General features: G+C 70.3%; 27 protein-coding genes and 1 tRNA gene. 19 read left to right on the top strand and 9 right to left on the bottom strand.

Annotated features, from left to right (window positions below; translation table 11 throughout):
- Positions 1-84 precede the first annotated feature (84 nt).
- The 4 genes from Dac01nite_RS02360 to pstB all read left to right on the top strand — a co-directional run bounded on the left by Dac01nite_RS02360 (position 85) and on the right by pstB (position 4068).
- A complete protein-coding gene (locus Dac01nite_RS02360; protein ID WP_203653161.1) occupies positions 85-1215 on the top strand; it encodes a phosphate ABC transporter substrate-binding protein PstS in 1131 nt (376 codons plus the stop codon).
- 81 nt (positions 1216-1296) lie between these two features.
- Positions 1297-2301: a phosphate ABC transporter permease subunit PstC gene (pstC, locus tag Dac01nite_RS02355; RefSeq protein ID WP_239066464.1), complete on the top strand. Its 1005-nt coding sequence runs from the start codon at positions 1297-1299 to the stop codon at positions 2299-2301.
- Positions 2301-3266: a phosphate ABC transporter permease PstA gene (gene pstA / locus Dac01nite_RS02350; RefSeq protein ID WP_203653159.1), complete on the top strand. Its 966-nt coding sequence runs from the start codon at positions 2301-2303 to the stop codon at positions 3264-3266. The genes pstC and pstA overlap by 1 nt, the downstream gene beginning before the upstream one ends.
- Positions 3267-3288: 22 nt before the next feature.
- Positions 3289-4068 carry a phosphate ABC transporter ATP-binding protein PstB gene (gene pstB, locus Dac01nite_RS02345; RefSeq protein WP_203653158.1) on the top strand — a complete coding sequence of 260 codons (780 nt, stop codon included), beginning with the start codon at positions 3289-3291 and terminating at the stop codon, positions 4066-4068.
- Between the two features lie 237 nt (positions 4069-4305).
- On the opposite strand, the gene Dac01nite_RS02340 is transcribed toward pstB, so the two are convergent.
- A complete protein-coding gene (locus Dac01nite_RS02340; protein WP_203653157.1) occupies positions 4306-4773 on the bottom strand; it encodes a hypothetical protein in 468 nt (155 codons plus the stop codon).
- A 162-nt stretch (positions 4774-4935) separates the two neighbouring features.
- Between Dac01nite_RS02340 and Dac01nite_RS02335 the strand changes: the two genes are divergently transcribed.
- The 5 genes from Dac01nite_RS02335 to rlmB all read left to right on the top strand — a co-directional run bounded on the left by Dac01nite_RS02335 (position 4936) and on the right by rlmB (position 9178).
- Positions 4936-5418, top strand: a complete 483-nt coding sequence (locus Dac01nite_RS02335) for a CarD family transcriptional regulator (protein ID WP_203653156.1) — start codon at positions 4936-4938, stop codon at positions 5416-5418.
- Positions 5415-6086: a 2-C-methyl-D-erythritol 4-phosphate cytidylyltransferase gene (gene ispD, locus Dac01nite_RS02330; protein ID WP_239066463.1), complete on the top strand. Its 672-nt coding sequence runs from the start codon at positions 5415-5417 to the stop codon at positions 6084-6086. The genes Dac01nite_RS02335 and ispD overlap by 4 nt, the downstream gene beginning before the upstream one ends.
- Complete coding sequence (gene ispF / locus Dac01nite_RS02325) at positions 6083-6568, top strand: 2-C-methyl-D-erythritol 2,4-cyclodiphosphate synthase (protein WP_203653154.1); 486 nt, start codon at positions 6083-6085, stop codon at positions 6566-6568. Before ispD ends, ispF begins: the two co-directional genes overlap by 4 nt.
- Before the next feature lie 10 nt (positions 6569-6578).
- Positions 6579-8000, top strand: coding sequence for a cysteine--tRNA ligase (gene cysS, locus Dac01nite_RS02320; RefSeq protein ID WP_203653153.1), 1422 nt, complete (start codon positions 6579-6581; stop codon positions 7998-8000).
- A 203-nt stretch (positions 8001-8203) separates the two neighbouring features.
- Entirely contained in the window at positions 8204-9178 is a 975-nt protein-coding gene (gene rlmB / locus Dac01nite_RS02315; protein WP_203653152.1) for a 23S rRNA (guanosine(2251)-2'-O)-methyltransferase RlmB, read from the top strand.
- 6 nt (positions 9179-9184) lie between these two features.
- Here rlmB and Dac01nite_RS02310 read toward each other — a convergent pair whose 3' ends face one another.
- Positions 9185-10645, bottom strand: coding sequence for a DUF4032 domain-containing protein (locus tag Dac01nite_RS02310; protein ID WP_203653151.1), 1461 nt, complete (start codon positions 10643-10645; stop codon positions 9185-9187).
- 169 nt (positions 10646-10814) lie between these two features.
- Positions 10815-11972: an ABC transporter ATP-binding protein gene (locus Dac01nite_RS02305; protein WP_203653150.1), complete on the bottom strand. Its 1158-nt coding sequence runs from the start codon at positions 11970-11972 to the stop codon at positions 10815-10817.
- 161 nt (positions 11973-12133) lie between these two features.
- Between Dac01nite_RS02305 and Dac01nite_RS02300 the strand changes: the two genes are divergently transcribed.
- From Dac01nite_RS02300 to Dac01nite_RS02285, 4 genes are all read left to right on the top strand, one after another.
- On the top strand, positions 12134-13762 hold the full coding sequence (locus tag Dac01nite_RS02300) for a serine/threonine-protein kinase (protein WP_203653149.1): 1629 nt from the start codon (positions 12134-12136) through the stop codon (positions 13760-13762).
- A 153-nt stretch (positions 13763-13915) separates the two neighbouring features.
- Complete coding sequence (locus Dac01nite_RS02295) at positions 13916-14428, top strand: MauE/DoxX family redox-associated membrane protein (protein WP_203653148.1); 513 nt, start codon at positions 13916-13918, stop codon at positions 14426-14428.
- Positions 14429-14432: 4 nt separating this feature from the next.
- Positions 14433-15224, top strand: coding sequence for a DsbA family protein (locus Dac01nite_RS02290; RefSeq protein WP_203653147.1), 792 nt, complete (start codon positions 14433-14435; stop codon positions 15222-15224).
- Between the two features lie 89 nt (positions 15225-15313).
- Positions 15314-15386, top strand: a tRNA-Thr gene (locus Dac01nite_RS02285).
- Between the two features lie 52 nt (positions 15387-15438).
- On the opposite strand, the gene Dac01nite_RS02280 is transcribed toward Dac01nite_RS02285, so the two are convergent.
- On the bottom strand, positions 15439-16110 hold the full coding sequence (locus tag Dac01nite_RS02280) for a uracil-DNA glycosylase (RefSeq protein ID WP_203653146.1): 672 nt from the start codon (positions 16108-16110) through the stop codon (positions 15439-15441).
- 175 nt (positions 16111-16285) lie between these two features.
- Between Dac01nite_RS02280 and Dac01nite_RS02275 the strand changes: the two genes are divergently transcribed.
- From Dac01nite_RS02275 to groL, 3 genes are all read left to right on the top strand, one after another.
- On the top strand, positions 16286-16582 hold the full coding sequence (locus Dac01nite_RS02275; protein ID WP_203653145.1) for a DUF3263 domain-containing protein: 297 nt from the start codon (positions 16286-16288) through the stop codon (positions 16580-16582).
- A 10-nt stretch (positions 16583-16592) separates the two neighbouring features.
- Positions 16593-17216: a LytR C-terminal domain-containing protein gene (locus Dac01nite_RS02270; protein WP_203653144.1), complete on the top strand. Its 624-nt coding sequence runs from the start codon at positions 16593-16595 to the stop codon at positions 17214-17216.
- A gap of 248 nt (positions 17217-17464) precedes the next feature.
- Positions 17465-19090, top strand: a complete 1626-nt coding sequence (gene groL, locus Dac01nite_RS02265; protein WP_203653143.1) for a chaperonin GroEL — start codon at positions 17465-17467, stop codon at positions 19088-19090.
- A gap of 148 nt (positions 19091-19238) precedes the next feature.
- Here groL and Dac01nite_RS02260 read toward each other — a convergent pair whose 3' ends face one another.
- From Dac01nite_RS02260 to Dac01nite_RS02250, 3 genes are all read right to left on the bottom strand, one after another.
- A complete protein-coding gene (locus tag Dac01nite_RS02260) occupies positions 19239-19514 on the bottom strand; it encodes a DUF4031 domain-containing protein (protein WP_203653142.1) in 276 nt (91 codons plus the stop codon).
- A gap of 52 nt (positions 19515-19566) precedes the next feature.
- Positions 19567-19860 (bottom strand): WXG100 family type VII secretion target, encoded by a 294-nt coding sequence (locus Dac01nite_RS02255; RefSeq protein WP_203653141.1) that lies wholly within the window; start codon positions 19858-19860, stop codon positions 19567-19569.
- Between the two features lie 97 nt (positions 19861-19957).
- Entirely contained in the window at positions 19958-20671 is a 714-nt protein-coding gene (locus tag Dac01nite_RS02250; RefSeq protein ID WP_203653140.1) for an HD domain-containing protein, read from the bottom strand.
- 182 nt (positions 20672-20853) lie between these two features.
- Here Dac01nite_RS02250 and Dac01nite_RS02245 point away from each other — a divergent pair, with 182 nt between their 5' ends.
- Positions 20854-21237 carry a cold-shock protein gene (locus Dac01nite_RS02245; protein ID WP_203653139.1) on the top strand — a complete coding sequence of 128 codons (384 nt, stop codon included), beginning with the start codon at positions 20854-20856 and terminating at the stop codon, positions 21235-21237.
- Between the two features lie 6 nt (positions 21238-21243).
- Positions 21244-22245 carry a DUF3027 domain-containing protein gene (locus Dac01nite_RS02240; RefSeq protein WP_203653138.1) on the top strand — a complete coding sequence of 334 codons (1002 nt, stop codon included), beginning with the start codon at positions 21244-21246 and terminating at the stop codon, positions 22243-22245.
- A gap of 62 nt (positions 22246-22307) precedes the next feature.
- Here Dac01nite_RS02240 and Dac01nite_RS02235 read toward each other — a convergent pair whose 3' ends face one another.
- Together Dac01nite_RS02235 and serC are read right to left on the bottom strand one after the other, a co-directional pair.
- On the bottom strand, positions 22308-23192 hold the full coding sequence (locus Dac01nite_RS02235) for a CAP domain-containing protein (RefSeq protein WP_203653137.1): 885 nt from the start codon (positions 23190-23192) through the stop codon (positions 22308-22310).
- Positions 23189-24313: a phosphoserine transaminase gene (serC, locus tag Dac01nite_RS02230; protein ID WP_203653136.1), complete on the bottom strand. Its 1125-nt coding sequence runs from the start codon at positions 24311-24313 to the stop codon at positions 23189-23191. Before serC ends, Dac01nite_RS02235 begins: the two co-directional genes overlap by 4 nt.
- 41 nt (positions 24314-24354) lie before the next feature.
- On the opposite strand from serC, the gene manA reads away from it, so the two are divergent.
- Entirely contained in the window at positions 24355-25503 is a 1149-nt protein-coding gene (manA, locus tag Dac01nite_RS02225) for a mannose-6-phosphate isomerase, class I (RefSeq protein WP_203653135.1), read from the top strand.
- Positions 25504-25514: the final 11 nt, after the last annotated feature.

Below are 25514 nucleotides of genomic sequence, written 5' to 3'. Positions count from 1 at the left end.
CGGGGACGTTACCTGGCCTCCCTAACTTTGAGAGCGTCCGGCAGGTTGCCGGGTCCCTGATCAACCAAGTGAGGAATCACGACTGTGAAGATTGCCACTCGCACCGGAGCCGTTCTCTCGGCTGCCGCGCTGACGTTCGCCCTCGCGGCCTGCTCGCCCTCGAACGAGGAGGAGCCCACCGACTCGTCCACCGCGGGCGGAACCGAGTCTGACGCCCCCGAGGCCATGGAGCTGTCCGGCTCGCTGGTCGGCGCCGGCGCCTCCTCGCAGGAGTCCGCCATGGAGGCCTGGCGTGCAGGCTTCCAGGGCATGCACCCTGAGGTCACCGTGAGCTACGACCCGGTCGGCTCGGGCGGTGGCCGCACGCAGTTCACCGACGGCGCCACCTCCTTCGCCGGCTCCGACGCCCTCATGGACGAGGAGGAGTACGCCGCAGCCGTCGAGGCCTGCGACGGCGACATGGGCGCCATCCACCTCCCGCTGTACATCTCACCGGTTGCCGTCATCTTCAACCTCGAGGGCATCGACTCGCTGAACATGGACGCGGACACCATCGCGGGCATCTTCAACGGCGAGATCACCTCGTGGGACGACGCCGCGATCGCCGAGCAGAACCCCGACGCGGAGCTTCCCAGCACGCCGATCACGATCGTGCACCGCGCGGACGAGTCCGGCACCACCGAGAACTTCCAGGACTACCTCGTCAAGGCTGCGAGCAACTGGCCCGCCGAGGAGACCTCGGGTGACTGGCAGGGTGCGTCCGGCGAGTCCGGCCCCGGCACCTCCGCCGTGGTCCAGATCGTTCAGGACAACACCGGCGCCATCGGCTACGCAGACGCCTCGCGTGCCGGCGAGCTCGGCACCGTCGCCCTGAAGGTGGGCGAGGAGTACGTGCCGTTCTCCGCGGAGGCCGCTGCGGCCGTCGTCGATGCGTCGCCGCTGTCCACCGGCGCCAACGGTGAGAACGACCTCGCATTCGAGCTGGACCGCACCACGACCGCCTCGGGCGCCTACCCGCTCGTGCTCGTGTCCTACACGATCGTGTGCCAGCAGTACGACGACGAGGCCGAGCGCAACCTCGTGACCGAGTTCGTCAAGTACGTGGCGTCGGAGGACGGTCAGAACCAGGCCGCCTCCGCCGCCGGATCGTCGCCCATCTCGGCGTCGCTGTCCGAGCGTGTGATCGGGATCCTCGACGGGATCGCGGCGGGCTGACCACTCAACTAGACCGGTGGTGGGTTCGTCCGACAGGATGAACCCACCACCGTCATGTTCACCAACCAACGGAGAGCGCGCGTGACGACCACCCAGGAACCGCCTGCCCCCCAGGCGGACGCCCAGGAGTACTCCACCCATCCAGGCGCAGCCGCCAACCGCCTCTTCGGCGGACTGTCCGCCGGCGCCGCGACGCTGATCCTCGTGACGCTCGCTGCGGTCGCGACCTTCCTCCTCATCGAGGCGTGGCCGGCAATGACGGCCTCGTCCGCCGAGCTCTCGGACAAGGTCCACTGGCTGGGCACCGAGTCCAACGAGACGCTGCTCGCGACCATCGGCTTCCTGGTCTACGGCACGGTGCTGATCTCCGCGATCGCCCTGCTCATCGCGACCCCGCTGTCGATCGGCATCGCGCTGTTCATCTCGCACTACGCCCCGCGCCGCCTCGCGCAGGGCCTGGGCTACCTCATCGACCTGCTCGCAGCGATCCCCTCCGTGGTCTACGGCCTCTGGGGCGCGATCGTGGTGATCCCGGTGCTGCAGCCCTTCTACGAGTTCCTCGAGCGCTACCTGGGGTGGATCCCGCTGTTCGCGGCCGCCGACGACGGCTCCGTGTCCGGCACGGGCCGCGTGGCGCTGTCCGCCGGCATCGTGCTCGCGATCATGATCATCCCCATCATCACCGCGGTCACCCGCGAGGTCTTCCTGCAGACTCCCACCCTCCACGAGGAGGCGGCGCTCGCCATGGGCGCGACGCGCTGGGAGATGATCAAGATGGCAGTGTTCCCGTTCGGGCGCTCCGGCATGATCGGCGCCACCATGCTGGGCCTGGGCCGCGCGCTCGGCGAGACCATGGCGGTCTACATGATCCTCTCGCCCGGGCTCACGTTCTCGCCCTACATCCTGCAGGCCGCGCAGCACAACACGATCGCCTCCTACATCGCCCTGCAGTTCCCCGAGGCGAACCAGGACGGCGTCTCCGCGCTCATCACGATGGGCCTCGCGCTGTTCGTGATCACCCTGCTCGTGAACATGCTCGCGCGCTGGATCGTGTCCCGCCGTGCCGACTTCGATGGAGCGAACTGATGACCGACATGACGACGGAGACCACGTCGCCCCTGGGTGCGCTCACCGGCCGGCGCAAGTTCCTCAACAATTGGATGACTGCCGTGGTCTACGGCGCGTTCATCCTCGCGCTCATCCCACTGGTGTGGTTGTCCTTCACGGTCATCGACCGTGGCCTCGATCGCTTCTTCGTGGACTCGAACGGCGAGAACAACTTCAACTGGGACTTCCTCACCCAGGACATGCGCAACATCTTCGGCGGCATGCCGGAGGGCGGCATCTTCCACGCCATCTGGGGCACCGTGATGATGACCCTCGCCGCGACGGTCATCTCCGTGCCCATCGGTCTGCTCACCTCCATCTACCTGGTCGAGTACGGTCGAGGATGGCTCAAGCGCTCGGTCACGTTCTTCGTGGACGTCATGACGGGCATCCCCTCCATCGTGGCCGGTCTGTTCGCGTACGCGGTGTTCGCGATCATCGTGGGGCCGGGCACCAAGCTCGGCATCGTGGGAGCCGTCGCGCTCTCGGTCCTGATGATCCCGGTGGTGGTGCGCTCCTCCGAGGAGATGCTGCGACTGGTCCCCAACGAGCTGCGCGAGGCCTCGTATGCCCTGGGCGTGCCCAAGTGGCTGACCGTCATGAAGGTCGTGGTCCGCACCGCGATCGCCGGCATCACCACCGGAGTGACGCTCGCCATCGCGCGCGTGATCGGCGAGACGGCACCACTGCTGATCGCGGTGGGCGTCGCCGACTCGCTCAACTACAACCTGTTCGACGGCCGCATGATGAGCCTGCCCGTCTACATCGTCTCGGAGTGGCGCAAGGGCGAGCAGCCCTGCAACAACCCCGACGTGGCGTGCGTGGCCAACATCACGGAAATGCGTGCCTGGGCCGCGGCCCTGGTGCTGATCCTCATCGTGATGTCCCTCAACCTCATCGCTCGCCTGATCGCCAAGTACTTCTCCCCCAAGACCGGCCGCTGAGCCAAAGGAACCGGAGCCTCTCGTGTCCAAGCGCATCGACATCAACAACCTGAACGTCTACTACAGCAGCTTCCTGGCCGTGGAGGACGTCTCGCTGTCGATCGAGCCCAAGTCCGTCACCGCCTTCATCGGCCCGTCGGGATGCGGCAAGTCCACCTTCCTGCGCACCCTGAACCGCATGCACGAGGTCATCCCCGGCGCCCGCGTCGAGGGCGAGGTCCTCATGGACGGCGTGGATCTCTACGGCGAGGACGTGGACCCCGTCACCGTCCGCCGCCACGTGGGCATGGTGTTCCAGCGCCCCAACCCATTCCCCACGATGTCCATCGCGGAGAACGTGCTCGCAGGCATGAAGCTCAACAACAAGCGCCTGTCGAAGTCGGATGCGGACGACATCGTCGAGTCCGCGCTCAAGGGCGCGAACCTGTGGGAGGAGGTCAAGGACCGCCTCGACAAGCCGGGCTCCTCGCTGTCCGGCGGTCAGCAGCAGCGCCTGTGCATCGCACGAGCGATCGCGATCAAGCCGGACGTGATGCTCATGGACGAGCCATGCTCGGCCCTGGACCCCATCTCGACGCTCGCGATCGAGGACCTCATCGCGGATCTCAAGGACCAGTACACGATCGTGATCGTGACGCACAACATGCAGCAGGCGGCGCGGGTCTCGGACAAGACCGCGTTCTTCAACATCGCCGGCACCGGCAAGCCCGGCAAGCTCATCGAGATGAACGACACGCCCACGATGTTCTCCACCCCGTCGGAGAAGGCCACCGAGGACTACATCTCGGGTCGCTTCGGCTGAGCCCACGCCAGCCTCGCAGCGGCGCCGTTCCCCAGTGGGGCGGCGCCGCAGCGCTGTCCGGGCCCACGCATCGGCCGGGGTGCCCGCGGTGGCCCGTCACCACACGGGCGTGACACGTGGGGATGGAGCGGCGGAAGGGACGGCACGTGTCACCCGTGTGCCCCAGGAGTCACAGCCGTGTGGTGAGGTGCAGGTCAGTGGCGTCTGCAGCCGCCACGAGACCGAACGCCCGCAGCGTCAGCCGATCTCCTCGAGGACGTCCTCGTACTCGGCCAGGGTGCCATCCATGACGGGCACGGCGACCGTGAAGGTCCCGTCCACCTGCGAGGTGAACGTGACCTCGGTGAGGAGGCCGGGGAGCACCTCCGTGGTTCCCGGCACCTCCGTCGCGTCGTCGCCGGGCCCCATCTGCTGGTTCATGCCAGCGGGAACGGTCACCGTGGTGGCCGTCTCGCCGTCGAACGTCACCTGCACGTCGATGTCCTCGTCCGCACTGTTGTGGAGCGTGCCGATGAGCGTTCCCGGCTCGCCCGCGCCAGGCGAGACCACGATCAGGTTCAGCGCCTCGACCTCACCGATCTGCAGCTGCGTGCCGTCGGATGCGGCGTAGTTCTCCTGCGTCGTGATGGGGTTCACGTAGGAGCAGCCGGCCAGAGCGACAGCGGCGAGGGCGACGGCGGCACCTGCGGCGACGGGGGACTTCACGGCGACGGTTTCCTTTCGAAGGGCGAACTGCGTCAAGGATACTGGTGCCAGGCACGTGGGCTCCACCGGCGCGTCGGTGCTGGACAAGAAACGGCCGCCCTGTTAAGGGGTCCGATCGCGGTGGTAGAATGGCACTCCGCGAAGAAGGGGCTCACCTCCATCATGAATTTCGTCGTCGGCGAGACCGTCGTCTACCCGCACCACGGTGCGGCGAAGATCCAGGACATCAAGAAGCGCACCATCAAGGGCGAGGAGAAGACCTACCTCAAGCTCAAGGTGGCGCAGGGAGACCTCACCATCGAGGTCCCGGCAGAGAACGTCGACCTCGTGGGAGTCCGCGACGTCGTGGACGAGGCCGGCCTCGAGAAGGTGTTCGGCGTCCTGCGCGAGCCCTACATCGAGGAGCCCACCAACTGGTCGCGTCGCTACAAGGCTAACGTCGAGAAGCTCGCCTCCGGTGACGTGATCCGCGTCGCCGAGGTGGTGCGCGACCTGTCCCGCCGCGACACCGACAAGGGTCTGTCGGCGGGCGAGAAGCGCATGCTCCACAAGGCTCGCCAGATCCTCGTGAGCGAGCTCGCGCTGGCCGAGAAGTGCGACGAGCCCACCGCCGAGGCACGGCTGGACGAGGTCCTCGCCTCGTGACCGTCGCGGCGGTCGTCACGGCCGCCGGCTCCGGAACCCGCCTCGGGGCCGATGTGCCCAAGGCGCTGCTTCCGATCGAGGGCCGCGCGCTCGTCGCGTGGGCCCTCGACGGCGTCTGTGAGACGGCCGATGCGGTGGTCGTCACCGCCCCGGCCGCTCACCTCGACGCCTTCCGCGAGGCGGTGGATGGCCGCGCGACCGTGGTCGCCGGAGGGCAGGCGCGTCAGCAGTCCGTCGCGCTGGGCCTGGCCGCGCTCGATCTCGCGGATCACGACATCGTCCTGATCCACGACGCCGCCCGCGCGTTCCAGCCCGTCGAGACGATGCGTGCCACCGTCGCCGCCGTCGAGTCCGGAGCGGATGGCGCCATCCCCGTGCTTCCCGTGGTCGACACGCTCGTCGCGGCGCCCGCGCCGGACGGCACCCTGGGCGAGCCCGTCGATCGCGACGCCTTCCGCACCGTGCAGACCCCCCAGACGTTCCGCGCCCGGGTGGCTCTCGACGCGCACGCTCGAGGGCGCGCAGGCGCGACGGACGATGCGACCCTGGCGCGCGAGCTGGGCTACCGCATCGTCGCCGTGGACGGGCACGAGTGGGGCTTCAAGGTGACCCTCCCAGCGGACCTGCCCCTGGCCCTGCACATCGCCTCGCTCAAGGAGGACGCATGACCCCCCGCACCGGCATCGGCGTGGACGTCCACGCGTTCGGCGAGCCCAGCGACGGCGACCTGGCGCTGGCCGGCCTGACCTGGCCGGGCGAGCTGCCGCTGTCCGGGCATTCGGACGGAGACGTCGCCGCGCACGCGGCCTGCGACGCCCTCCTGAGCGCAGCAGCGCTGGGCGACCTGGGGTCGAACTTTGGCGTGGACCGGACCGAGTGGGCTGGAGCCAGCGGCGCCGCCCTGCTGGCCGAGACCGCCCGCCTGGTGCGCGAGGCCGGGTTCGAGATCGGCAACGTGGCCGTGCAGGTCCTGGGCAACCGTCCCAAGCTCGCGCCGCGGCGTGCGCAGGCCGAGGCTGCACTGTCCGAGGCCGCAGGGGCGCCCGTGAGCGTCAGCGCGACCACCACGGACGGGCTGGGCCTGACGGGGCGCGGCGAGGGCGTCGCGGCCATCGCCACCGCACTCGTCTTCCCTGCATCCGACCGGTAGCCTGACACGCGTGACTCTGAGCCTGTTCGACACCGCCACCCGCACCGAGCGCGACTTCACGCCGCTCGAGCCCGGGAAGGTGGGCATCTACCTGTGCGGTCCCACCGTGCAGGGCAGTCCCCACGTGGGTCACCTGCGCAGCGCCGTCGCGTTCGACGTGCTGCACCGCTGGCTCGAGCGCACCGGCCATGAGGTCACGATGGTGCGCAACGTCACCGACATCGACGACAAGACGCTCGCGAAGGCGGCCGATGCCGGCGTGCCGTGGTGGCAGTGGGCGCTGCGGTTCGAGCGCGAGTTCCAGGCGGCCTATGCCGCCGTGGGCGTGCGCCAGCCTGCCGCCGAGCCGCGTGCCACGGGACACATCCCGGAGATCGTCGCACTCGTGTCCGCGCTCGTGGAGTCCGGCCACGCGTACGAGGTCGAGGGCTCGGTGTACTTCGACGTGCGGTCGTTCCCGGAGTACGGGTCGCTGACGCGCCAGGCCCTGGAGGACCTCACCCCGGCGCCGGACGCTCCCGCAGAGGTCAAGCGCGACCCGCGCGACTTCGCGCTGTGGAAGGCCACCAAGGACGGCGAGCCGGAGACGGCCGCATGGGACTCGCCCTGGGGCCGCGGCCGTCCGGGCTGGCACATCGAGTGCTCGGCGATGGCGCGGCGCTACCTGGGCCGCGAGTTCGACATCCACGGCGGCGGCCTCGACCTGCGCTTCCCTCATCACGAGAACGAGCAGGCGCAGTCCCGCGCCGCCGGCGATCCGTTCGCCCGGCTCTGGCTGCACTCCGCGTGGGTCACGCAGTCCGGCGCGAAGATGTCCAAGTCCCTGGGCAACGGGCTGCTGGTGACCGAGGTGCTGTCGCGCTACCCCGCGCCTGCCCTGCGCCTCGCTCTCGCGCAGGTGCACTACCGCTCGATGCTCGAGTACTCGGACCAGACCATGGAGGACGCGGCTGCGACGTGGGCGCGGCTGGCCGGCTTCGTGACGCGCGCGACGGAGAAGGTGGGCGCGGTCGACATCGCGAGCGTGCGTGCCACCGAGCTGCCGGTGCCGTTCGTCGAGGCGATGGAGGACGACCTGGGCGTGCCGCGTGCACTGGCGCACGTCCACGAGACCGTGCGGGCCGGCAACGCCGCGCTCACGGCGGGCGATGCGGAGTCCGTCGCGACCGCGCTCGTGTCCGTGCGGGCCATGCTCGACACCCTGGGCCTCGACCCCGCATCCGACGAGTGGGCGGACGCGGACTCCGGGTCCGGTGCTGCGATGACGGCGCTCGACTCGCTGGTGAAGGCGGACATCGAGGCCCGTGCCGCCGCCCGTGCCGCGAAGGACTGGGGCACGGCGGACGAGATCCGCGACCGCCTCGCCGCCGCCGGCATCGTGATCGAGGACGCCGCCGACGGCGCGCGCTGGTCCCTCGCCGCCGACGACTGAGGCGCTCCCGCTCGGCCAGCCGCCGCATCGTCTGTCCGCACCGACAGTTCGAACCACTCGCGAGGCGACACGCGGGCGCTGCCACCTGTGCGGCCGCGGGGTTCGGGGTGTCGGCACCCGGGTTGGTTCGAACTGTCGACGGGGCAGGTGGTCCGCGAACGGCCGATGCGCGCCTCACCGTGCCGCACGACTACCCTGAGCGCATGGCTGGAAACTCGAAGCGCCGCGGCGCGACACGCAACTCGGGCTCGAAGAAGGGCGCATCCGTCGGCACCGGCGGGCACGGTCGCAAGGCGCTGGAGGGCAAGGGCCCCACGCCCCGCGCCGAGGACCGCCCCAACCACAAGGCGTACAAGGCGAAGAGGCGTGCCGAGGCGGACGCGGCCAAGCGTCCCCAGAAGGCCGGGCGGACCACGCCGCGGGACCGCACCGCGACCACCACCGACCTGGTGATCGGCCGCAACAGCGTGCTCGAGGCGCTGCGCATGGCGATGCCGGCGAACGCGCTGCACGTGTTCAACCGCATCGACGCTGACGACCGCATCACGGAGATCGTCTCGCTCGCCGTCGAGCAGGGCCTCGAGGTGCGCGAGGTGACCAAGGCCTCGCTGGACGCCCTGGCAGGCGGCAGCCCTCACCAGGGCGTCGCGCTCGAGGTTCCCCCGTATCGGTACGCGAATGCCGACGACCTGCTGGACGGCGCCGCGCCCGTGCGCATCGTCGCCCTCGACGGCATCCAGGACCCGCGCAACCTGGGTGCGGTGATGCGCTCAGCGGCGGCGTTCGGCGCGACCGGCATCGTGATCCCCGAGCGGCGCGCGGCCGGCGTGACCGTCGCCGCGTGGAAGGTCTCTGCCGGTGCGGCCTCGCGGCTTCCCGTCGCGCGGGCCACCAACCTCACCCGCCAGATCGAGGCGTACAAGAAGGCCGGCTGCTTCGTGGTGGGACTTGATGCCGGGGGAGAGGTCGCGATCGGAGACTCGCATCTGCTCGACGGTCCGCTCGTGATCGTCGCCGGCGCCGAGGGTGCCGGACTGTCACGCCTGGTGCGCGAGGCGTGCGACCAGATCGCGTCCATCCCGATCTCGAGCGACACCGAGAGCCTCAATGCGTCGGTGGCCGCGTCGATCGCCCTGTACGAGGCGCGACGCGCGCTGGAGACATCCGCCGCGCGGTGACCGCCGCTAGCTGACGGTCGGCGCCGTCGGAGGCGCCGTCGCGCCGCCGTCCCCCGCATCGGCCGTGTCGCGTCCCGGCACCGCGGGTCGATGGGTCACGGGGATCTTGGTGGACGAGCGCTGCACCTGCGGCGGCTCCGAGGCCTCCGGCTCCGGCACGCCTCCCCAGCCATGGGTGTTGTCGTTGGCGTGGGGGTCGCGGGGCTCGTACGCGTCCCCGTGCTCCGCGCTCAGGGCCGGCAGCTCGGCGGTCATTTCCGCGAGGGATAGGCCCAGGACCGCGTGCTCGTCCGCCTTGCCGGGAAGCACGTTCTTGACGTAGCTCGCCGTCGCGACCGGCATCGACACATCGTGGCCCGCGGACTCGGCCAGGTACCAACGGTGATCCAGGACCTCGTGATACACCTGCGCGGGCTCGAGCTTGCCGCGCAGCTGGCGCGGCACGGCCCTGATCGTGGGCTCGAACATCGTGGTCAGCCACTGGTGCGCCGCGTAGTGCTCGTCCGCGTTCGGGTGGTGCCAGGCCCAGTACTCGTCCATGTCGTTGAGCAGGCGCCTGGCCTGATTCTCCTGGACGTCGACGCCGGTCAGGCGCAGCAGCCGGCGCTGATGGAAGCCCGCATCCACCACCTTGGGGCGGATCGCGATCGCGGTGCCGTCCCCGGTCTCCTCCATGTCGATCTCGTCCAGGTCGAAGCCCAGGTCGTTGAGCCGGCGCACCCGCTCGGCCACGCGCATGCGGATGTTGGACGTGTGGACCGACGTCTCGGTGAGCGCGGCCCACAGCTCGCGGTAGCGCTTCTCGAGCCGCTCGCTGAAGTCGAACGGGTCCACGGACTCGTCGAGGTCCTCGGAGCCCTGCAGGTCGAGCAGCTCGCCGGTGATGTTGGTCATCGCGATCTCGAGGTCGTACTCGCGCTGCCCGTCTGTGAGAGCGGCGTGCAGGTCCCCGGTCTCCGCGTCCACCAGATAGGCCGAGAACTCGGAGGCGTCGCGTCGGAAGAGCGCGTTCGACAGCGACACGTCGCCCCAGTAGAAGCCCAGCAGGTGCAGGCGCACCATGAGCACCGACAGCGCGCCCACCAGACGCTTGAGCGTGCCCTTGCGCAGCGTGGAGCTGAAGATCGCTCGGTAGGGCAGCGAGTACGCGAGGTGCTCGGTGATGAGGGCCGCGGACAGCTCCTCGCCCGAGCGGGTGGTGCGTCCCGTCACCACGGCGACCGGGTGCACGCACGGCGCCTCGAGCCGCACCAGCTCGCGCAGCATCGAGAACTCCTTGTGCGCGATCTCCGGATTGGTCTCCTTGACGGCGAGCACGGCATCGCCGTGGCGGACGAACCGCACCACATGTCGCGACAGTCCGCGGGGCAGGGCTGCGATGTGCTCCTCGGGCCACGCGCTGAGCGGGATGTCCCAGGGAAGCTCGATCAGTGCGGCGTCGGCGGCTCCAGTGATGTGCAACGGCATTCCGCCAGACTATCTGTGCGCTCTGCCAGTCCCGGAAGGTGGAGCCGTCGTCGCCGCCTCGAGAGGGAGGCGACGACACTCGTGCCTGCCTCTCGCGACACGGCAGGGCGGGGAGGACAAGCGAAAAGGCGCGGCCCCGGCGAACCGGGACCGCGCCTTCTCGACGGACTTACTTGACCGGGGAGCCCTCGGTCTTGACCTCCGACGACAGGCGCTCGCCCGTCGCGGCGGAGAAGACGTGCTGCTCGCCCTCGCGGATCGTGACCCACACGGTGTCGCCCTTCTTGGGGACGTCGCGGGGGTCGATGCGCACGATCATCTGCGAGTCGCCGGCGCTGAAGTGCAGGTCCTGCGCCTCACCGAACTCGTTGGGAACCTCGCCGTAGACGAAGGCGTCCGAGCCCAGCTCCTCGACCACGTCGACCGCGATCGGGATCGCGCCCTCGGAGTTGGGGGCCACGCGGTCGAGCGACTCGGGGCGGAAGCCCAGCACGACGTGGTTCTTGTCCTCGGCCTTGAGGTGAGCGACGGCCTCGCGGTCGAGCTTGACCTTGCCGCGACCCACCTGCGCCTGACCGTCGTGCACCTGGTAGGTGCCGATGTTCATCGCGGGCGAGCCGATGAAGCCGGCGACGAACACATTCGCCGGGGCGTCGTACATGTCGCGGGGGGTGCCCACCTGCTGCAGCACGCCGTCCTTGAGCACCGCGATGCGGTCACCCATGGTGAGCGCCTCGACCTGGTCGTGCGTCACGTAGACGGTGGTGGTGCCGAGGCGACGCTGGAGCGCCGCGATCTGCGTACGGGTCTGGACGCGGAGCTTGGCGTCGAGGTTCGACAGCGGCTCGTCCATGAGGAACACCTGCGGCTGACGGACGATCGCGCGGCCCATGGCCACACGCTGACGCTGACCACCGGAGAGGGCCTTGGGCTTGCGGTCCAGGTACTCGGTGAGGTCCAGGATCTTCGCGGCGGCCTCGACGCGCTGGCGGATCTCCGCCTTGTCGACCTTGGCGATCTTGAGCGCGAAGCCCATGTTGTCCGCGACGGACATGTGGGGGTAGAGCGCGTAGGACTGGAACACCATGGCGATGTCGCGGTCCTTGGGCTGGACGTGGGTGACGTCGCGGTCTCCCACCCAGATGGCTCCCTGGTCGATGTCCTCGAGGCCAGCGAGCATGCGCAGCGACGTGGACTTTCCGCAACCGGAGGGTCCGACGAGGACGAGGAACTCGCCGTCCGCGATGTCGATGTTGAGGTTGTCCACCGCAGGGCGCTCCGTGCCCGGGTAGATGCGAGTGGCGTTGTCATACGTGACTGTTGCCATGATGGTTCCCTTCACTGGCAGGTACGTGCCAGACGATCCGTGGTGAAGAGTGCCGATGTGGTGTCCACAGTGACACTTCCCGCCGCATCTGCGCGGCGAGTGTCCTCATCTTGCCATACCGCAGACGCGCCTCCAAGCCCGGTCACGGTACCGTGATGGCCATGGCAGGAGTGGCGCGCGAACCAGGCGACGAGATCGGCGGCTACACCGTCGTCGGAACCTTGGGACGCGGTGGTTCGGGCGCGGTGTACAAGGTTCGCGACGGCGGTGGTGACGAGGCGGCGCTGAAGCTCGTCGACGCCCGCGCCGACGAGGTCGCCGCCCGCCGTCTCGAGCGCGAGGTGCACGCCCTGCAGTCCCTGCGCCACCCCGCGGTGCCGCGCATCCTGGACGCCGAGCTCGACGGCGACGAGACCTTCGTGGTGTTCGAGTACATCCCCGGCGTGAGCCTGTGGCAGCACGTCCAGGACCGGGGCCCGCTCGCAGGAGGCGCGCTCGGCGAGTTCGCCGCCCGCACCGCCTCCGCGCTGGAGGCCGTGCATGACGCCGGGGTGGTGCACCGCGACGTCACGCCGTCCAACATCATGATGAGTCCCGACGGCCCGGTCCTGATCGACTTCGGCCTGTCGCATCGCGAGCAGGACGCGCGCCTCACGCGTGACGGCCTGGTGTCGGGCACCGCCGGCTACGTCGCGCCCGAGGTGATCGATGGCGCCGAGCCCGGACCCATCGCGGATCGCTGGTCCTGGGCGGCGACGGTGGCCTACACGATGACGGGCAGGGCGCCGTTCGGCTCCGGCACCGGAGCGATCTCGCGCACCTTGGAGGCCGATGTCGAGCTTCCCGATGTGCCTGGGGCCGATGCGCTGCGGGCCGCGCTGGGGCGCGACATCGGCGCCCGACCGCTCCCGCGCGACGTGGTCGCCGCGCTGCGCGGCGACACCACGGTGCTGCCGCGCTCCGGGGAGGTCGCCCCGACGGTGGTCGCGCCCGGCATCGCGGCGACGGCCGTCATGACTGCCGAGGCGCCCCCGACGGATGCCGCCACGGACACGTTCTACACGCGCGCGGACGACGCACGTGCGGACGCTGACCAGACCAGCACGGGCACGCCCGCATCGGCGCCGTCTCCCCCCATCACGGGCGAGCCGATCCTGATGACGGAGGACGAGGAGCCCGCATCCACCGAGGTGCCCATCGAGCGAGCACCGCGCCACCGCCTCATGGTGGCGACATGGATGACGGCCTTCGCGGTCGCCGCCGCGCTGGCGCCCTTCGTGGCCTTCTTCGTGCTGATCGCCGGCGCGATCGTGGTGCGTGCGGTGCAGCGGCGAGCGCAGGCGCTGCACTCGGCTCGCCAGCGCCGCGGTCAGCGCCGCGGTGATGCGGCGCTCCACACCCTGGGCCTCCCGTGGCACCTGCTGCGAGCGGCGGGCGAGACCATCCCCGCCGCCATTCTCGCCGCCGCGGTGGGCGGCGGAGCGGCCGCGCTGGGATGGTGGCTCGTCAGCACCGAGCGCCTGGCGCCGGCATCGCAAGCGGGCCAGATCTGGGGCCACGCGATCGCGCTGGCCGTGGGCGGCGTGCTCGCCGCGGTCACGCTGTGGTGGGGCCCCTGGATGAGCACCACCCGCGAGGGCGGACACCGGCTGGCCGATGCGCTCGCCCCCACCCGCGGGGTGGGCGTCGCCTGGACCCTGGTGGCCGTCGCCGGCATCGCCGTCGTGGCGCTCGCCGTCTACCTGTTCGCGGAGCCGTGGTGGTGGCCCGCACCCGACCTGCCCCAGTGAGCCCCGCCCGCCGGTGAGCGGTGAGAGCGCCCATGCGCGCATCGGCCGGCCGCTCGCGGCTCCTCTCAGTCGCAGCACGCGGGAACCGAGCCGGGGTGCGGTACGTTGGCCCGGCAACGCGACCGCGCCGTGAGGCGCTCTCGGAGGAGACACATGGGGTTCAAGGACCGATTCGCCGTGGCGCAGCCATGGCTCAGCCTCGTGGTGCGCCTGGCGATGGCCGGCATCCTGTTCTTCGCGGCCGTGCCCAAGCTCCAGGACATCCAGCAGTCGATCCGCGCGGTGCGCGCCTACCGCCTGCTGCCCGAGGACATCGTGCCGTTCGTGGGCACGGTGCTGCCGTTCTTCGAGATCGCCCTGGGGCTCGTGCTGCTCATCGGCGCGTTCACCCGGGCCGCGAGCATCGTGTGGCTGCTGATGATGGCCGCCTTCACGTTCGGCGTGATCTGGGCGTGGGCCACGGGCCTCAGCATCGACTGTGGCTGCTTCGGCGGAGGCGGCGAGGTGGAGGAGGGCACCACCAACTACCCGCTCCATCTGATGGAACGTGTGGGCTTCATCGTGCTGGGCACGTACCTGGCGATCTGGCCCCGCAGCAAGTTCTCGGTCGATCAGCTGCTGCTCCCCGCCCCAGTAGAATCGACCCTGACCGACTCGAGGAAGTAGATCCATGGCCAAGAACTCCACCGCTCCTAAGAACCAGAAGGCCGCCGCCGCGCGCGCGCAGGCTCAGAAGTCGGTGAAGGCACAGGAGCGCCGCACCACGCTCGGCATCGTCATCGGCGCCCTGGTCGCGCTGGTCGTGTTCGGCGGCATCGTCTTCTACATCGTGCAGTCGTCACAGGTTCCGCCGCTCGACTCCGAGGACGCGGTGATCCCGGCGGGCTCCGACGCGGAGACCGGCGGCATCCCCGTGAGCAGCGACGGCGTGGCAGGCGGGGAGGTCCCCGCCGACGTCCCGCGCGTCGACCTGTACGAGGACTTCATGTGCCCCATCTGCGGCCAGTTCGAGGAGATCAACGCCGAGGACATCGACGCCCTCCGCGAGAGCGGCGAGATCGCGGTGTACTACCACCCGATCTCCATCCTCGACGCGACGTCGCAGGGCACGGACTTCTCCACGCGCTCGGCCAACGCGGCTGCCACGGTGGCGGACGCCGCACCCGAGCACTTCCTCGAGTTCACCGCGGCGATGTACGCGAACCAGCCTGCGGAGGGTACCACGGGTCTGTCGGACGAGGAGATCGCGCAGATCGCGATCGACGCCGGCGTTCCCGAGACCATCGCCGAGACGCTCGACGACGGGATCTTCACCAAGTGGGTCATCGCCGCGACCGAGCGCGCGTCGCAGGACGGCATGCAGGGCACGCCCACCGTCATGGTCAACCGCGAGATCCTCGAGCAGGCCGAGGTTCCGTACTTCCAGCCGGGCGCGCTGCGCACGCACCTCGAGAGCCTCTAGCACCTCACGCCTTCGACGCCCCGCCGGCATCCGACGGGGCGTCGAACGCGTTTCCGGCAAGGGTGCAGCGCTCGGTATCCTGCTGGTCTGCTGGCATGGCGCAATTGGTAGCGCACCGTACTTGTAATACGGGGGTTGCGGGTTCGAGTCCCGCTGTCAGCTCTTCGACGTCCGGCGAGCCGCTGCGTGCGCGGCCCGTGAGCGCGGCGAGCGATCAGCGCGGAGTTCCCCACCGGATGGGCGCGGCGCCCTGCTCCTCGAGCAACCGGTTCACGGCGCTGAACGGCCGTGACCCGAAGAAGCCTCGCGATGCGCTGAGCGGGCTCGGGTGCGCGCTCGCGACGTGAGGCACCTCTCCCAGCAGGGGGATGAGCGACTGCGCATCCCGGCCCCACAGGATCGCGACCAGCGGCCCGCCACGTGTCACGAGGGTGCGGATCGCATGCTCGGTGACCTGCTCCCACCCCTTGCCTCGGTGAGAGCCCGGCTGTCCGGGCGAGACCGTCAGCACGCGGTTGAGCAGCATCACTCCCTGCCGGGCCCAGTGACTGAGATCGCCGTCGGTGAGCTCCTCGCCCGTGTCCTCGCGCAGCTCGCGCGCCATGTTGCTGAGCGAACGCGGCAGCGGGTGGCCCGGCGGCACGGAGAAGCTCAGCCCCACGGGATCGCCGGGGGTGGGATAGGGGTCCTGCCCCACGATGAGCACGCGCACGTCCGCCAGGGGCGACTCGAAGGCCCGCAGGATCGCGTCCGCGGCGGGCAGGTAGCCTCGCCCGGCCGCGTTCTCGTCGCGCAGGAACGCGCCCAGCCTGGCGAGCTCAGGAGCGAGCGGGTCCAGCGCACGCTCCCAGTCGGGTGCCACGAGGGTCCGCCACGCATCGGCCATGCCGCCACCCTAGGGGGTGCGAGCGCATCGTCGCAGTGCCGTGGGCCGCGAGGCTGGAGGACAGAGGCCACCTCCGTCCACGGCCGATGCGGAGGCCGGGCTGGCGCGTCGGCGAGGACGAATGACACGCGTGTAGTTCGGCGGTAGGGTGAGGCCTGAGTCAAGGAGGGAACCCATGGGCGAAGCCATTCGCATCGATGAGCAGCAGGACGTCTTCGAGCTGTCCGATCGCGACGCCGAGGTCCTCCGATTCGAGCGCCAGTGGTGGAAGTACGCCGGCGCCAAGGAGGACGCGATCCGCGATCTGTTCTCTCTGTCGAGCACGCAGTACTACCAGGTGCTGGGGGCTCTCATCGACACGCAGGCCGCACTCGCGTTCGACCCCATGCTGGTCAAGCGACTGCGCCGCATGCGCTCCGCACGTCAGCGCGGCCGCTCCGGTCGCGCGTTCGACGTGACCTCGGTTCGCTAGAGTTCTGCCCGTGGCCCAGGACTACCCGCGCGACGAATTCGACGAGATCGCCGAGCACGGCGGTCCCGTTGGCGTCCACCGCGCGCCGCGGCCCTGGTGGACGCGCATCCTGCCGCCGCTGCTGGCGTTCCTCATCGCCGGAGCGGTCGCGTACGGGCTCGCGATGCTGCTGTGGAACAGCGGCGACTCGTCGCCCGAGCCGGCGCCCACTCCCACCGTCACGGTGTCTCCGGACGAGGAGCCCAGCGCGGAGCCGACCGAGACTTCCGAGCCGTCGGCGGAGCCCTCTGCGGAGCCGAGCCCGGAGCCGACCCCGACTCCCACGGAGACCGAGGAGCCGGAGCCGTCCATCCTCTTCGACGCCCAGGTGCACATCCGCAATGGTGCAGGGATCCAGGGGCTGGCTGGAGAGCAGCAGGAGATCCTGGTGGACTCCGGCTACACGAACACCGAGGCGAACAACATCAGCGGATCGCTGATCCCCGACGGCGCTAACGTCGTGATCTACGGCGAGGACCGCCTCGCGGACACCGCCGCGGACATCGGCGAGAAGCTGGGCATCGACCGCGTCGAGATGGGCGACACCCCCGGCGGCGCGGAGATCGAAGTCCTGCTGGCCTCCGAGCCCTCCTGACGCGCGCCGCCGCGCCCGAGACGGGTGGCGGCCTCCTCTGTGCGCCGCGAGCGAAAAGCGCACGACACGGTTTGCACTCGACGAGGGAGAGTGCCAGAATCGCACTTAGCACTCTCAATACGAGAGTGCTAACCACCGGCCAGTCGAGCCGAGGTGACCGGAGCGGACGTGAAAGGAACGTCCGCCCCCGGCATCGTCCGTCGCGGGCGGCTCGCAGCCAACACCCATCGAAAGAGGAATAGACACCCATGGCAAAGCAGATTGCCTTCGATGAGGAGGCCCGTCGCGGCATGGAGCGGGGCATGAACGCCCTCGCCGATGCCGTCAAGGTCACCCTCGGCCCCAAGGGCCGCAACGTCGTGCTCGAGAAGAAGTGGGGCGCACCCACCATCACCAACGATGGCGTGTCCATCGCCAAGGAGATCGAGCTCTCCGAGCCGTACGAGAAGATCGGCGCCGAGCTCGTCAAGGAGGTCGCCAAGAAGACGGACGACGTCGCTGGCGACGGCACCACCACCGCCACCGTGCTCGCCCAGGCGCTCGTGCGCGAGGGCCTGCGCAACGTCTCCGCCGGCGCGAACCCGATCGCCCTCAAGAAGGGCATCGAGAAGGCCGTCGAGGCGGTCACCGCTGAGCTCCTCAACTCCGCCAAGGAGATCGAGACCAAGGAGCAGATCGCTGCCACCGCCGGCATCTCCGCCGGTGACCCCGCCATCGGCGAGCTCATCGCCGAGGCGATGGACAAGGTCGGCAAGGAAGGCGTCATCACCGTCGAGGAGGCGTACCAGTTCGGACTCGAGCTGGAGCTGACCGAGGGCATGCGCTTCGACAAGGGCTACCTGAACCCGTACTTCGTCACCGACGGAGAGCGCCAGGAGGCCGTGCTCGAGGACTCCTACGTCCTGCTCGTCGAGTCGAAGATCTCGTCGCTCAAGGACCTGCTGCCCATCCTCGAGAAGATCATGCAGGCCGGCAAGCCGCTGACGATCATCGCCGAGGACGTGGACGGCGAGGCCCTCGCGGCGCTCGTGGTCAACAAGCTGCGCGGCAACCTCAAGGTCGTCGCCGTCAAGGCCCCGGGCTTTGGCGACCGCCGCAAGGCGATGCTGCAGGACATCGCGGTGCTGACCGGTGGTCAGGTCATCTCGGAGTCCGTGGGCCTGTCGCTCGAGAACGCTGGTCTGGAGCTGCTGGGCCAGGCGCGCAAGGTCGTCGTCACCAAGGACGACACGACCATCGTCGACGGCGCTGGGGACGAGGACCAGGTCGCTGGCCGCGTCAACCAGATCCGTGCCGAGATCGAGAACTCGGACTCGGACTACGACCGCGAGAAGCTCCAGGAGCGCCTCGCCAAGCTCGCTGGCGGCGTCGCCGTCATCAAGGCGGGCGCGGCCACCGAGGTCGAGCTCAAGGAGCGCAAGCACCGCATCGAGGACGCCGTTCGCAACGCGAAGGCCGCCATCGAGGAGGGCATCGTCGCCGGTGGTGGCGTCGCTCTCATCCAGGCTGGCACCAAGGCGCTCGCCGAGCTGCAGCTCGAGGGTGACGAGGCCACCGGTGCACGCATCGTGGAGCTCGCCATCACCGCGCCGCTGCGCCAGATCGCGGTCAACGCCGGCCTCGAGGGCGGCGTCGTGGTCGAGAAGGTCAAGGGCCTGCCCACCGGACACGGCCTGAACGCCGCGACCGGCGTCTACGAGGACCTGCTGGCCGCCGGCGTCAACGACCCGGTCAAGGTCACGCGCTCCGCGCTGCAGAACGCCGCGTCCATCGCGGGCCTGTTCCTCACGACCGAGGCGGTCGTGGCGGACATCCCCGAGCCCGAGCCGGCCATGCCGGCCGGCGGCGGCGACATGGGCGGCATGGGCTTCTAAGCCCAGCGCCACCGTCACACGCGAAGGCCCCCGGGAGCGATCCCGGGGGCCTTCGCGCATTCACGGCGATGGCGGAGTCATGACGCGGCTCCCGGCGTCGCGCTCGGGTGAGCCCGCCGGTCACGCGGCTCGGGGACACGGCCGCCCCTCAGCGGCGGCCGTGCCTCTGCGCGGCGGTGACGCGCAGGCCCGAGGCGCGCAGACGCCGCACGAGCTCGCGTCCGTCGACCAGCACGGCGCCGGAGGCGATCAGCTCGGGATGACGTTCGACGGGCACGTCGTAGTGGTCGCGGTCGAAGGCTCGCTCGGGCAGCCCGTGAGAGCGCGCGAAGGCATGGAGCTCGTCGAGCGAGCGGTCGGAGACCAGATGGCCCCACTGCGTGCCGTGCTTGTCCCAGAGCGGCGGGTCGATCAGCAGGGTCACCCGACCGAGAGTACGCCGCCGCGCGTCGCTGCGCGTGCTGCCAACGGGAGCCTCAGCGGGCGGAGAAGAGGCGCGCGGCGCTGTCCTCCGCGCTCTGGTACTCCTGAGCGGCGTGCGCCAGGGCGAGGGTGAGCGCATCGAGAGCCTGCTCCACCTGCATCTGCGCTGCGCGCCACTGGTCGAGAACGCCGGCGAATGCGGTCGCGGCGCCCCCCTGCCAGGAGCCCTGGAGGGCGGTCAGGTGGCCCATCATCGCGGCCACCTCCGTCCGGATCGTGTCGCTCGAACGAGCGGCAAGAGAGGAGGCCGAGGCGACCTCGGCGGCATCGACGTGATAGCGGGTCATGAGCGAGTTCCTTCCGAGCAGCGGGGCGGCGTGCGCCGCACGCGGCGGGCGCCGCGATGGACCCGACGCTAGGCGGGCTCGACTCGCGCCGGGGCCGTCACTCGGTTTCTGTGGATAACTCGTCGATGCGCGACAGCTCGCGGGTGAGCCGGGCACGCTCGGCGGTGAGGTTCTCCCTCGCCTGACGCTCCCACGTCGCACCCAGGGGGCTCGTGTACAGCCTCTCCCGAGCAAGCAGGCGCTCGACGATCGAGCGACGCGCTTCGAGGTAGTCGCGCGTGGGGATGTGGGCGTACTCCTCGCGCACCCGCTCCAGGTAGCTGCGGTAGCGCTGAGGGTCGGAGGCGAGGATGGCGAGATCCGCGTCCGACAGGACCGCCGCGTCGACGCTGTCGCTGGGAGCGCTGTGCCGTGCGAGGCCCTCGACCATCGATGCCACCGTGTCCACCGCGGCGTCGGGGACGCCGAGCGCGCGCAGGTCCGTTCGCGCGACCTCGGCGCTCGCGGTCTCGTCCTCGCCGCCACGATGGGCGTACGCGGCGCCTTCCGCGGCGTCGAACACCGCACCGTGGTACCAGGCGGCCAGCTTCACGAGGTGGAGGTTGTGGGCCTCCTGCTGGAGCTCGTCGACGTGCTGGAGCAGATCGACGAGGTGGCCGAGATCGTGATAGCGACGGACGGGTTCGGTCCACCGGTCGATGAGGCGATCGGCGGCGGCGTCGAGCTGGGTCGCCGATGCGGTCGCGCCCGCCCCGACCGCTGCACGCGCATAGGCGGGAGCGAGCCAGGCCGGGACCGTGGTCGTGGACATAGACACCTCAGCTGTCGAAGGTTCATCATGCGACGCCTCCAGTGTGCTCCCGTGCACGGCGCGTCGCCAAACGCGATCCTGTCCAGGTGAGCAAGGTCACGCCCGTGTAGCGCGTCCGCGGTGGCCGCTAGACTGGGTGAGCGCCGAATACGCGGCGCCCTGAAGACTCTCGCGAGGTAGATGTGCCCACCGGCAAAGTGAAGTGGTTCGACTCCGACAAGGGGTTCGGCTTCATCGCGAGCGATGAAGGAGCCGAGGTGTTCCTGCACGCCTCGGCTCTGCCCGCAGGGGCGCCTTCGCCCAAGCCCGGGACGCGTGTGGAGTACTCGGTGGCGGATGGCCGCCGTGGTCCCTCCGCGATGAGCGTGGCCGTGCTCGACCCGGCTCCCACCGTGTCGCAGGGCCTGCGCAAGCCCACCGAGGACATGACGGTGATCGTCGAGGACCTCATCAAGATGCTCGACGGCGTCTCGACGTCGCTTCGCAAGGGCCGGTACCCGGACCAGGCGAAGGGCCAGAAGGTCGCTGCGGTGCTGCGCGCGGTCGCGGACCAGCTGGAGGCATAGGACCCGATGGACGCAGTGCTGGAGAAGGCGGTCGATCTCGCGCGCGCCGCCGCCATCGAGGCGGCGGAGGGCGAGCAGCCCGTGGGTGCGCACCTGTCGGCGCACGAGGACGGCGACCGGCTGGTCACGCATCTGTTCGCGTGCACGCTTCCCGGCTACCGCGGCTGGGTCTGGTCGGTGACGGTCGCGCGCGCCCCGCGTGCGCGCGAGGCCACGGTGTGCGAGGCGCACCTGGTTCCGGCCGACGACGCGCTGCTGGCACCGTCCTGGGTGCCGTGGGCCGAGCGGATCCGCCCCGGCGATCTCGAGGCCTCGATGGTGCTGCCGCTCATCCAGGAGGACCCGCGCCTGGTGCCGGGCTTCGAGGAGACGGGCGACGAGGACCTCGACGAGCTCGCGATCTGGGAGCTGGGCCTGGGACGCGAGAGGGTGCTGGGACCCGAGGGTCGCGACAGTGCCGCCGAGCGGTGGATGCGCGGATCTCACGGCCCCACCGCGGCGTCCGCGATCGCCTCGACGTCCCCATGCTCGACATGTGCCTTCTTCGTCCCGCTGTCCGGCTCGATGCGCACCGCCTTCGGTGCGTGCGCGAACGAGTGGTCGCCATCCGACGGACGCGTGGTCGCGGTGGACCACGGCTGCGGGGCGCACTCGCAGACGGACGTCGAGAAGCAGAGCTCGAAGTGGCCGGCCGTGGAGCCCGTCATCGACACCGATGCCGCCGTGTCGCTCGATCTGAGCGAGACGGAGCCCGAGCCTGTGCCGGAGGCGACGACCGCTGCGGACGCGGTGCCTGAGGACGCGAGCACCGAGACGGCCGATGCGACGGTCGCCGACGCTCCAGCGCCGACCGAGAAGCCCGTGGACGCCGCCGCGCCCGAGTCGCCGGTGCCACCCGAATCACCCGAGGCGCCCGAGGCGACCGATGTCAGCGAGCCTGAGCCCGCATCGGCGTCCGGCGAGCCGCCGACCGTCGAGGACGCGGCTCCGACCGACGACCAGCGCTGACTGCGGGTCGAGAGCCTCGCCGCCAGCGGGGCTCATTCACGCTGGGGTGCGTCAGCCCCGGATCAGCGGAAGTTCGCGGTGGTGTAGACCACCTTGCCGTCCGCGGTGGACGCGGTGCCGGCTCCCATGCTCGAGTACGCCGGGTTCATGATGTTCACGCAGTGGCCGTAGGAGTACATCCAGCCGTTGTGGGCACGAGCAACCGCGCTGCCCACTGACATCCCGCCGGAGGAGCCGCTCACCGCGACGTTCTCCGCGCCGGGGCGGTTGGGGTTGTGAGCGAGCGCCCCGCCGTTGCTGGCGGTGTCCTTGCTGGCCATGGTCTGCGACCAGGAGGTCGCGGCGGAGGCGAGGCTGCCGCTCCACGACAGGGCTCCGGCGCCGATGCGCGCACGCTCCTTGTTCGCGGCCGTCAGCAGGCCCTTGGCGCTGCCGCCGGCGGCGTACGGGGAGGAAGGCGCCGAGCAGTAGGAGTCGGCGGTCTGCTGGGGAGCAGGCTTGGGGGCCGGCTCCGAGCTCGAGGAGCCGGAGGACTTGGTGGACGTCGAGCCGGACGACTTCTGCGTCGAGGAGCCCGTGGAGCCCGAGGAGCCGGAGGACTGGGACGAGCCCGACGAGCCGGACGCCTGGGGGGAGACGGGTGCGAGCTCCGGCTCCGGCTCGGGCGGCGGCGGGATGCTCACCGTGATCTGCGGGACCTCGACCTCGAGGTCGACGGCCGTCGCGCTGCCGGGTGCGATCACCGGGGCGAGGTCGGTGGAGGCAGGCTTGTCGACGGTGACGGTCGCGGGCAGCGCGACCGGGGTCTGCGCGGGCGTGGGGACGAACGCGGAGGCCGCGGCGCCGGCGGTGCCGGCCACGGCGAGCGGGATCATGCCCAGCAGGACGAGTCCGAGGGCGCGACGCTTGGGCCGGCGGGTCTCGAGGACGTCCTGCTGTTCGGTCATGTCACCAATCTCTCCACTATCCAGTCGATGCATCCCGTGAGGGCGCTGACATCGTCGGGATCCACGGCCGGGAACATCCCGACGCGGATCTGATTGCGCCCGAGCTTGCGATACGGATCGATGTCAACGACGCCGTTCGCCTTCAGGATCGAGCGGATCTCGACCGAGTCCAGCGGGTGGCGCAGGTCGACAGTAGCCACCACGGATGACCGATTTGAATGGCTTGTGACAAATGTCTCAGCATATGGAGAACCGTCCGCCCAGCGATAAACGCGGCGCGCGGACTCGCTGGTACGACCGGTGGCGAAGGACATTCCACCGTTGTCGTTGAGCCATTCGATCTGCGCGTTCATCATCACCAGCGTCGCGACCGCGGGAGTGTTGAGGGTCTGGTTCTGACGCGAGTTCTCCAGCGCAGTCGCGAGATCGAGCGTGGGCGGGATCCAGCGCCCGGAGCCGGCGATGCGCTCGATGCGCTCGATCGCGGCGGGGGAGACCAGCGCGAACCACAGCCCGCCGTCGGAGCCGAAGCTCTTCTGCGGCGAGAAGTAGTACACGTCCGCCTGGGTCGCGTCGAGTGCGAGCCCGCCGGCCGCGGATGTGCCGTCGATCACGGTGAGCGCGTCGCCGGCACCAGCGGGCCGCTGCACGGGCGCCATGGCGCCCGTCGAGGTCTCGTTGTGCGGCCACGCGTAGACGTCGATGCCCTCGTGTGCCTCCGGCACCGCGACCTCGCCGGGCTCCGCGGTGCGGATCTCGGAGGGCTCGAGGAACGGAGCGCTCGCGGTGACCGCGGCGAACTTGGATCCGAACTCGCCGAACGCGCAGTGCTGCGCGCGGGACTCCACCAGGGAGAACGCCGCCGCGTCCCAGAAGCTCGAGGCGCCACCGTTGCCGAGGATGACCTCGTACCCGTCCGGCAGCGAGTAGAACTGCGCGAGCCCTTCACGGATGGCACCGACCACATCCTTGACGGGAGCCTGCCGGTGAGAGGTGCCCAGCACCCCGGGCTGTGCCGCCATGAGCGCCTGCAGCTGCGCGTCGCGCACACGGGAGGGGCCTGAGCCGAACCGCCCGTCCTGGGGCAGCAGATGTGAGGGAATGGTGAGATCTCGCGCCATGGCCACAGCGTAGTGCGGGGCCACCTGGCAGACTGTCCGCCATGCACCTGATGAGGCCCGTGCTGAGGGACTACGCGTGGGGCACCACGCGGGACATTCCCGAGCTGCTCGGCCTGCCCTTCACCGGCCAGCCGGTGGCCGAGGCATGGTGGGGCGCGCACGACTCCGCACCGTCGCACGCGGACTCGGATCACGGCGACCTCACCCTCGATGCCCTCATCGCGGAGGACCCTGCGCAGTGCCTGGGCCAGGAGTCTGCGGACCGCTGGGGCGCCCGACTGCCCTTCCTGCTCAAGCTCCTCGCGATCCACAAGCCGCTGTCCATCCAGGTCCACCCCACGCTCGAGCAGGCGCGCGAGGGATTCGCGGCGGAGCAGCGCGGCACCGGCGGGGCGCCCCACCAGTTCCTCGATCCGTTCCACAAGCCGGAGATGGTCTACGCCCTCACCCCGATGACGGTGCTCGCCGGGGTGCGGCCGCTCGAGGCGCTGAGCGCGGACCTCGCGCTGGTGCGCACGCCCGGATCCGCGGCCCTCGCGGACGCGCTCGCGTCCGGCAACCTCGACGACTACATCACCGCGGCGCTCGCGGGAGCCGCGGATGAGCGAACGCTCGCGGCACTCGCCCGCGCAGGGGCCGATGCGCGGGAGGGGTCGAACCTCGCGGTCGCCGCCAGCGCGCTCGAGCACTTCCCCGGGGATCCCGGCGCGATGGTGGCGCTCGCACTCAATGTGGTGCATCTCGCGCCAGGCGAGGCCGTCTACACGGGGGCGGGCGTGCTCCACAGCTATCAGTCGGGCCTCGGGATCGAGGTCATGGCGAACTCGGACAACGTGGTGCGGGCTGGCCTGACCCCCAAGCGGGTCGACGTCCCGCTGCTGCTGCGGCTGGCCCACACCGAGCCATGTCCCGCCGCGCATCCGGAGGTGACCCACGCGGGTGCGGCGGTGACGCTGACGACGGAGGCGGAGGAGTTCGCCCTGACCGTCGTGACGGACGGCGCCGCGGAGGTGCCGCCGGGCCCGCGCATCGTCCTGGTCGTGCAGGGCTCCGCGCTGATCGACGCCGGAGGAGAGACGCTCGAGCTCCCTCGCGGACAGGCCGTGTTCGTGCCGCACGGTCGCGGCTCCGCACGCGTCGCCGTCGCCGGCACCGCCGTGGTCGCGCACCTGCGTCCCGCCCCTGTGTGAGGCCGGCGCGA

It is taken from the genome of Demequina activiva, from assembly GCF_016862815.1.
GTDB lineage: Bacteria > Actinomycetota > Actinomycetes > Actinomycetales > Demequinaceae > Demequina > Demequina activiva.
The sequence above is the reverse complement of the archived record's forward strand: the minus strand, read 5'-3'. Positions and strand labels throughout refer to the sequence as shown.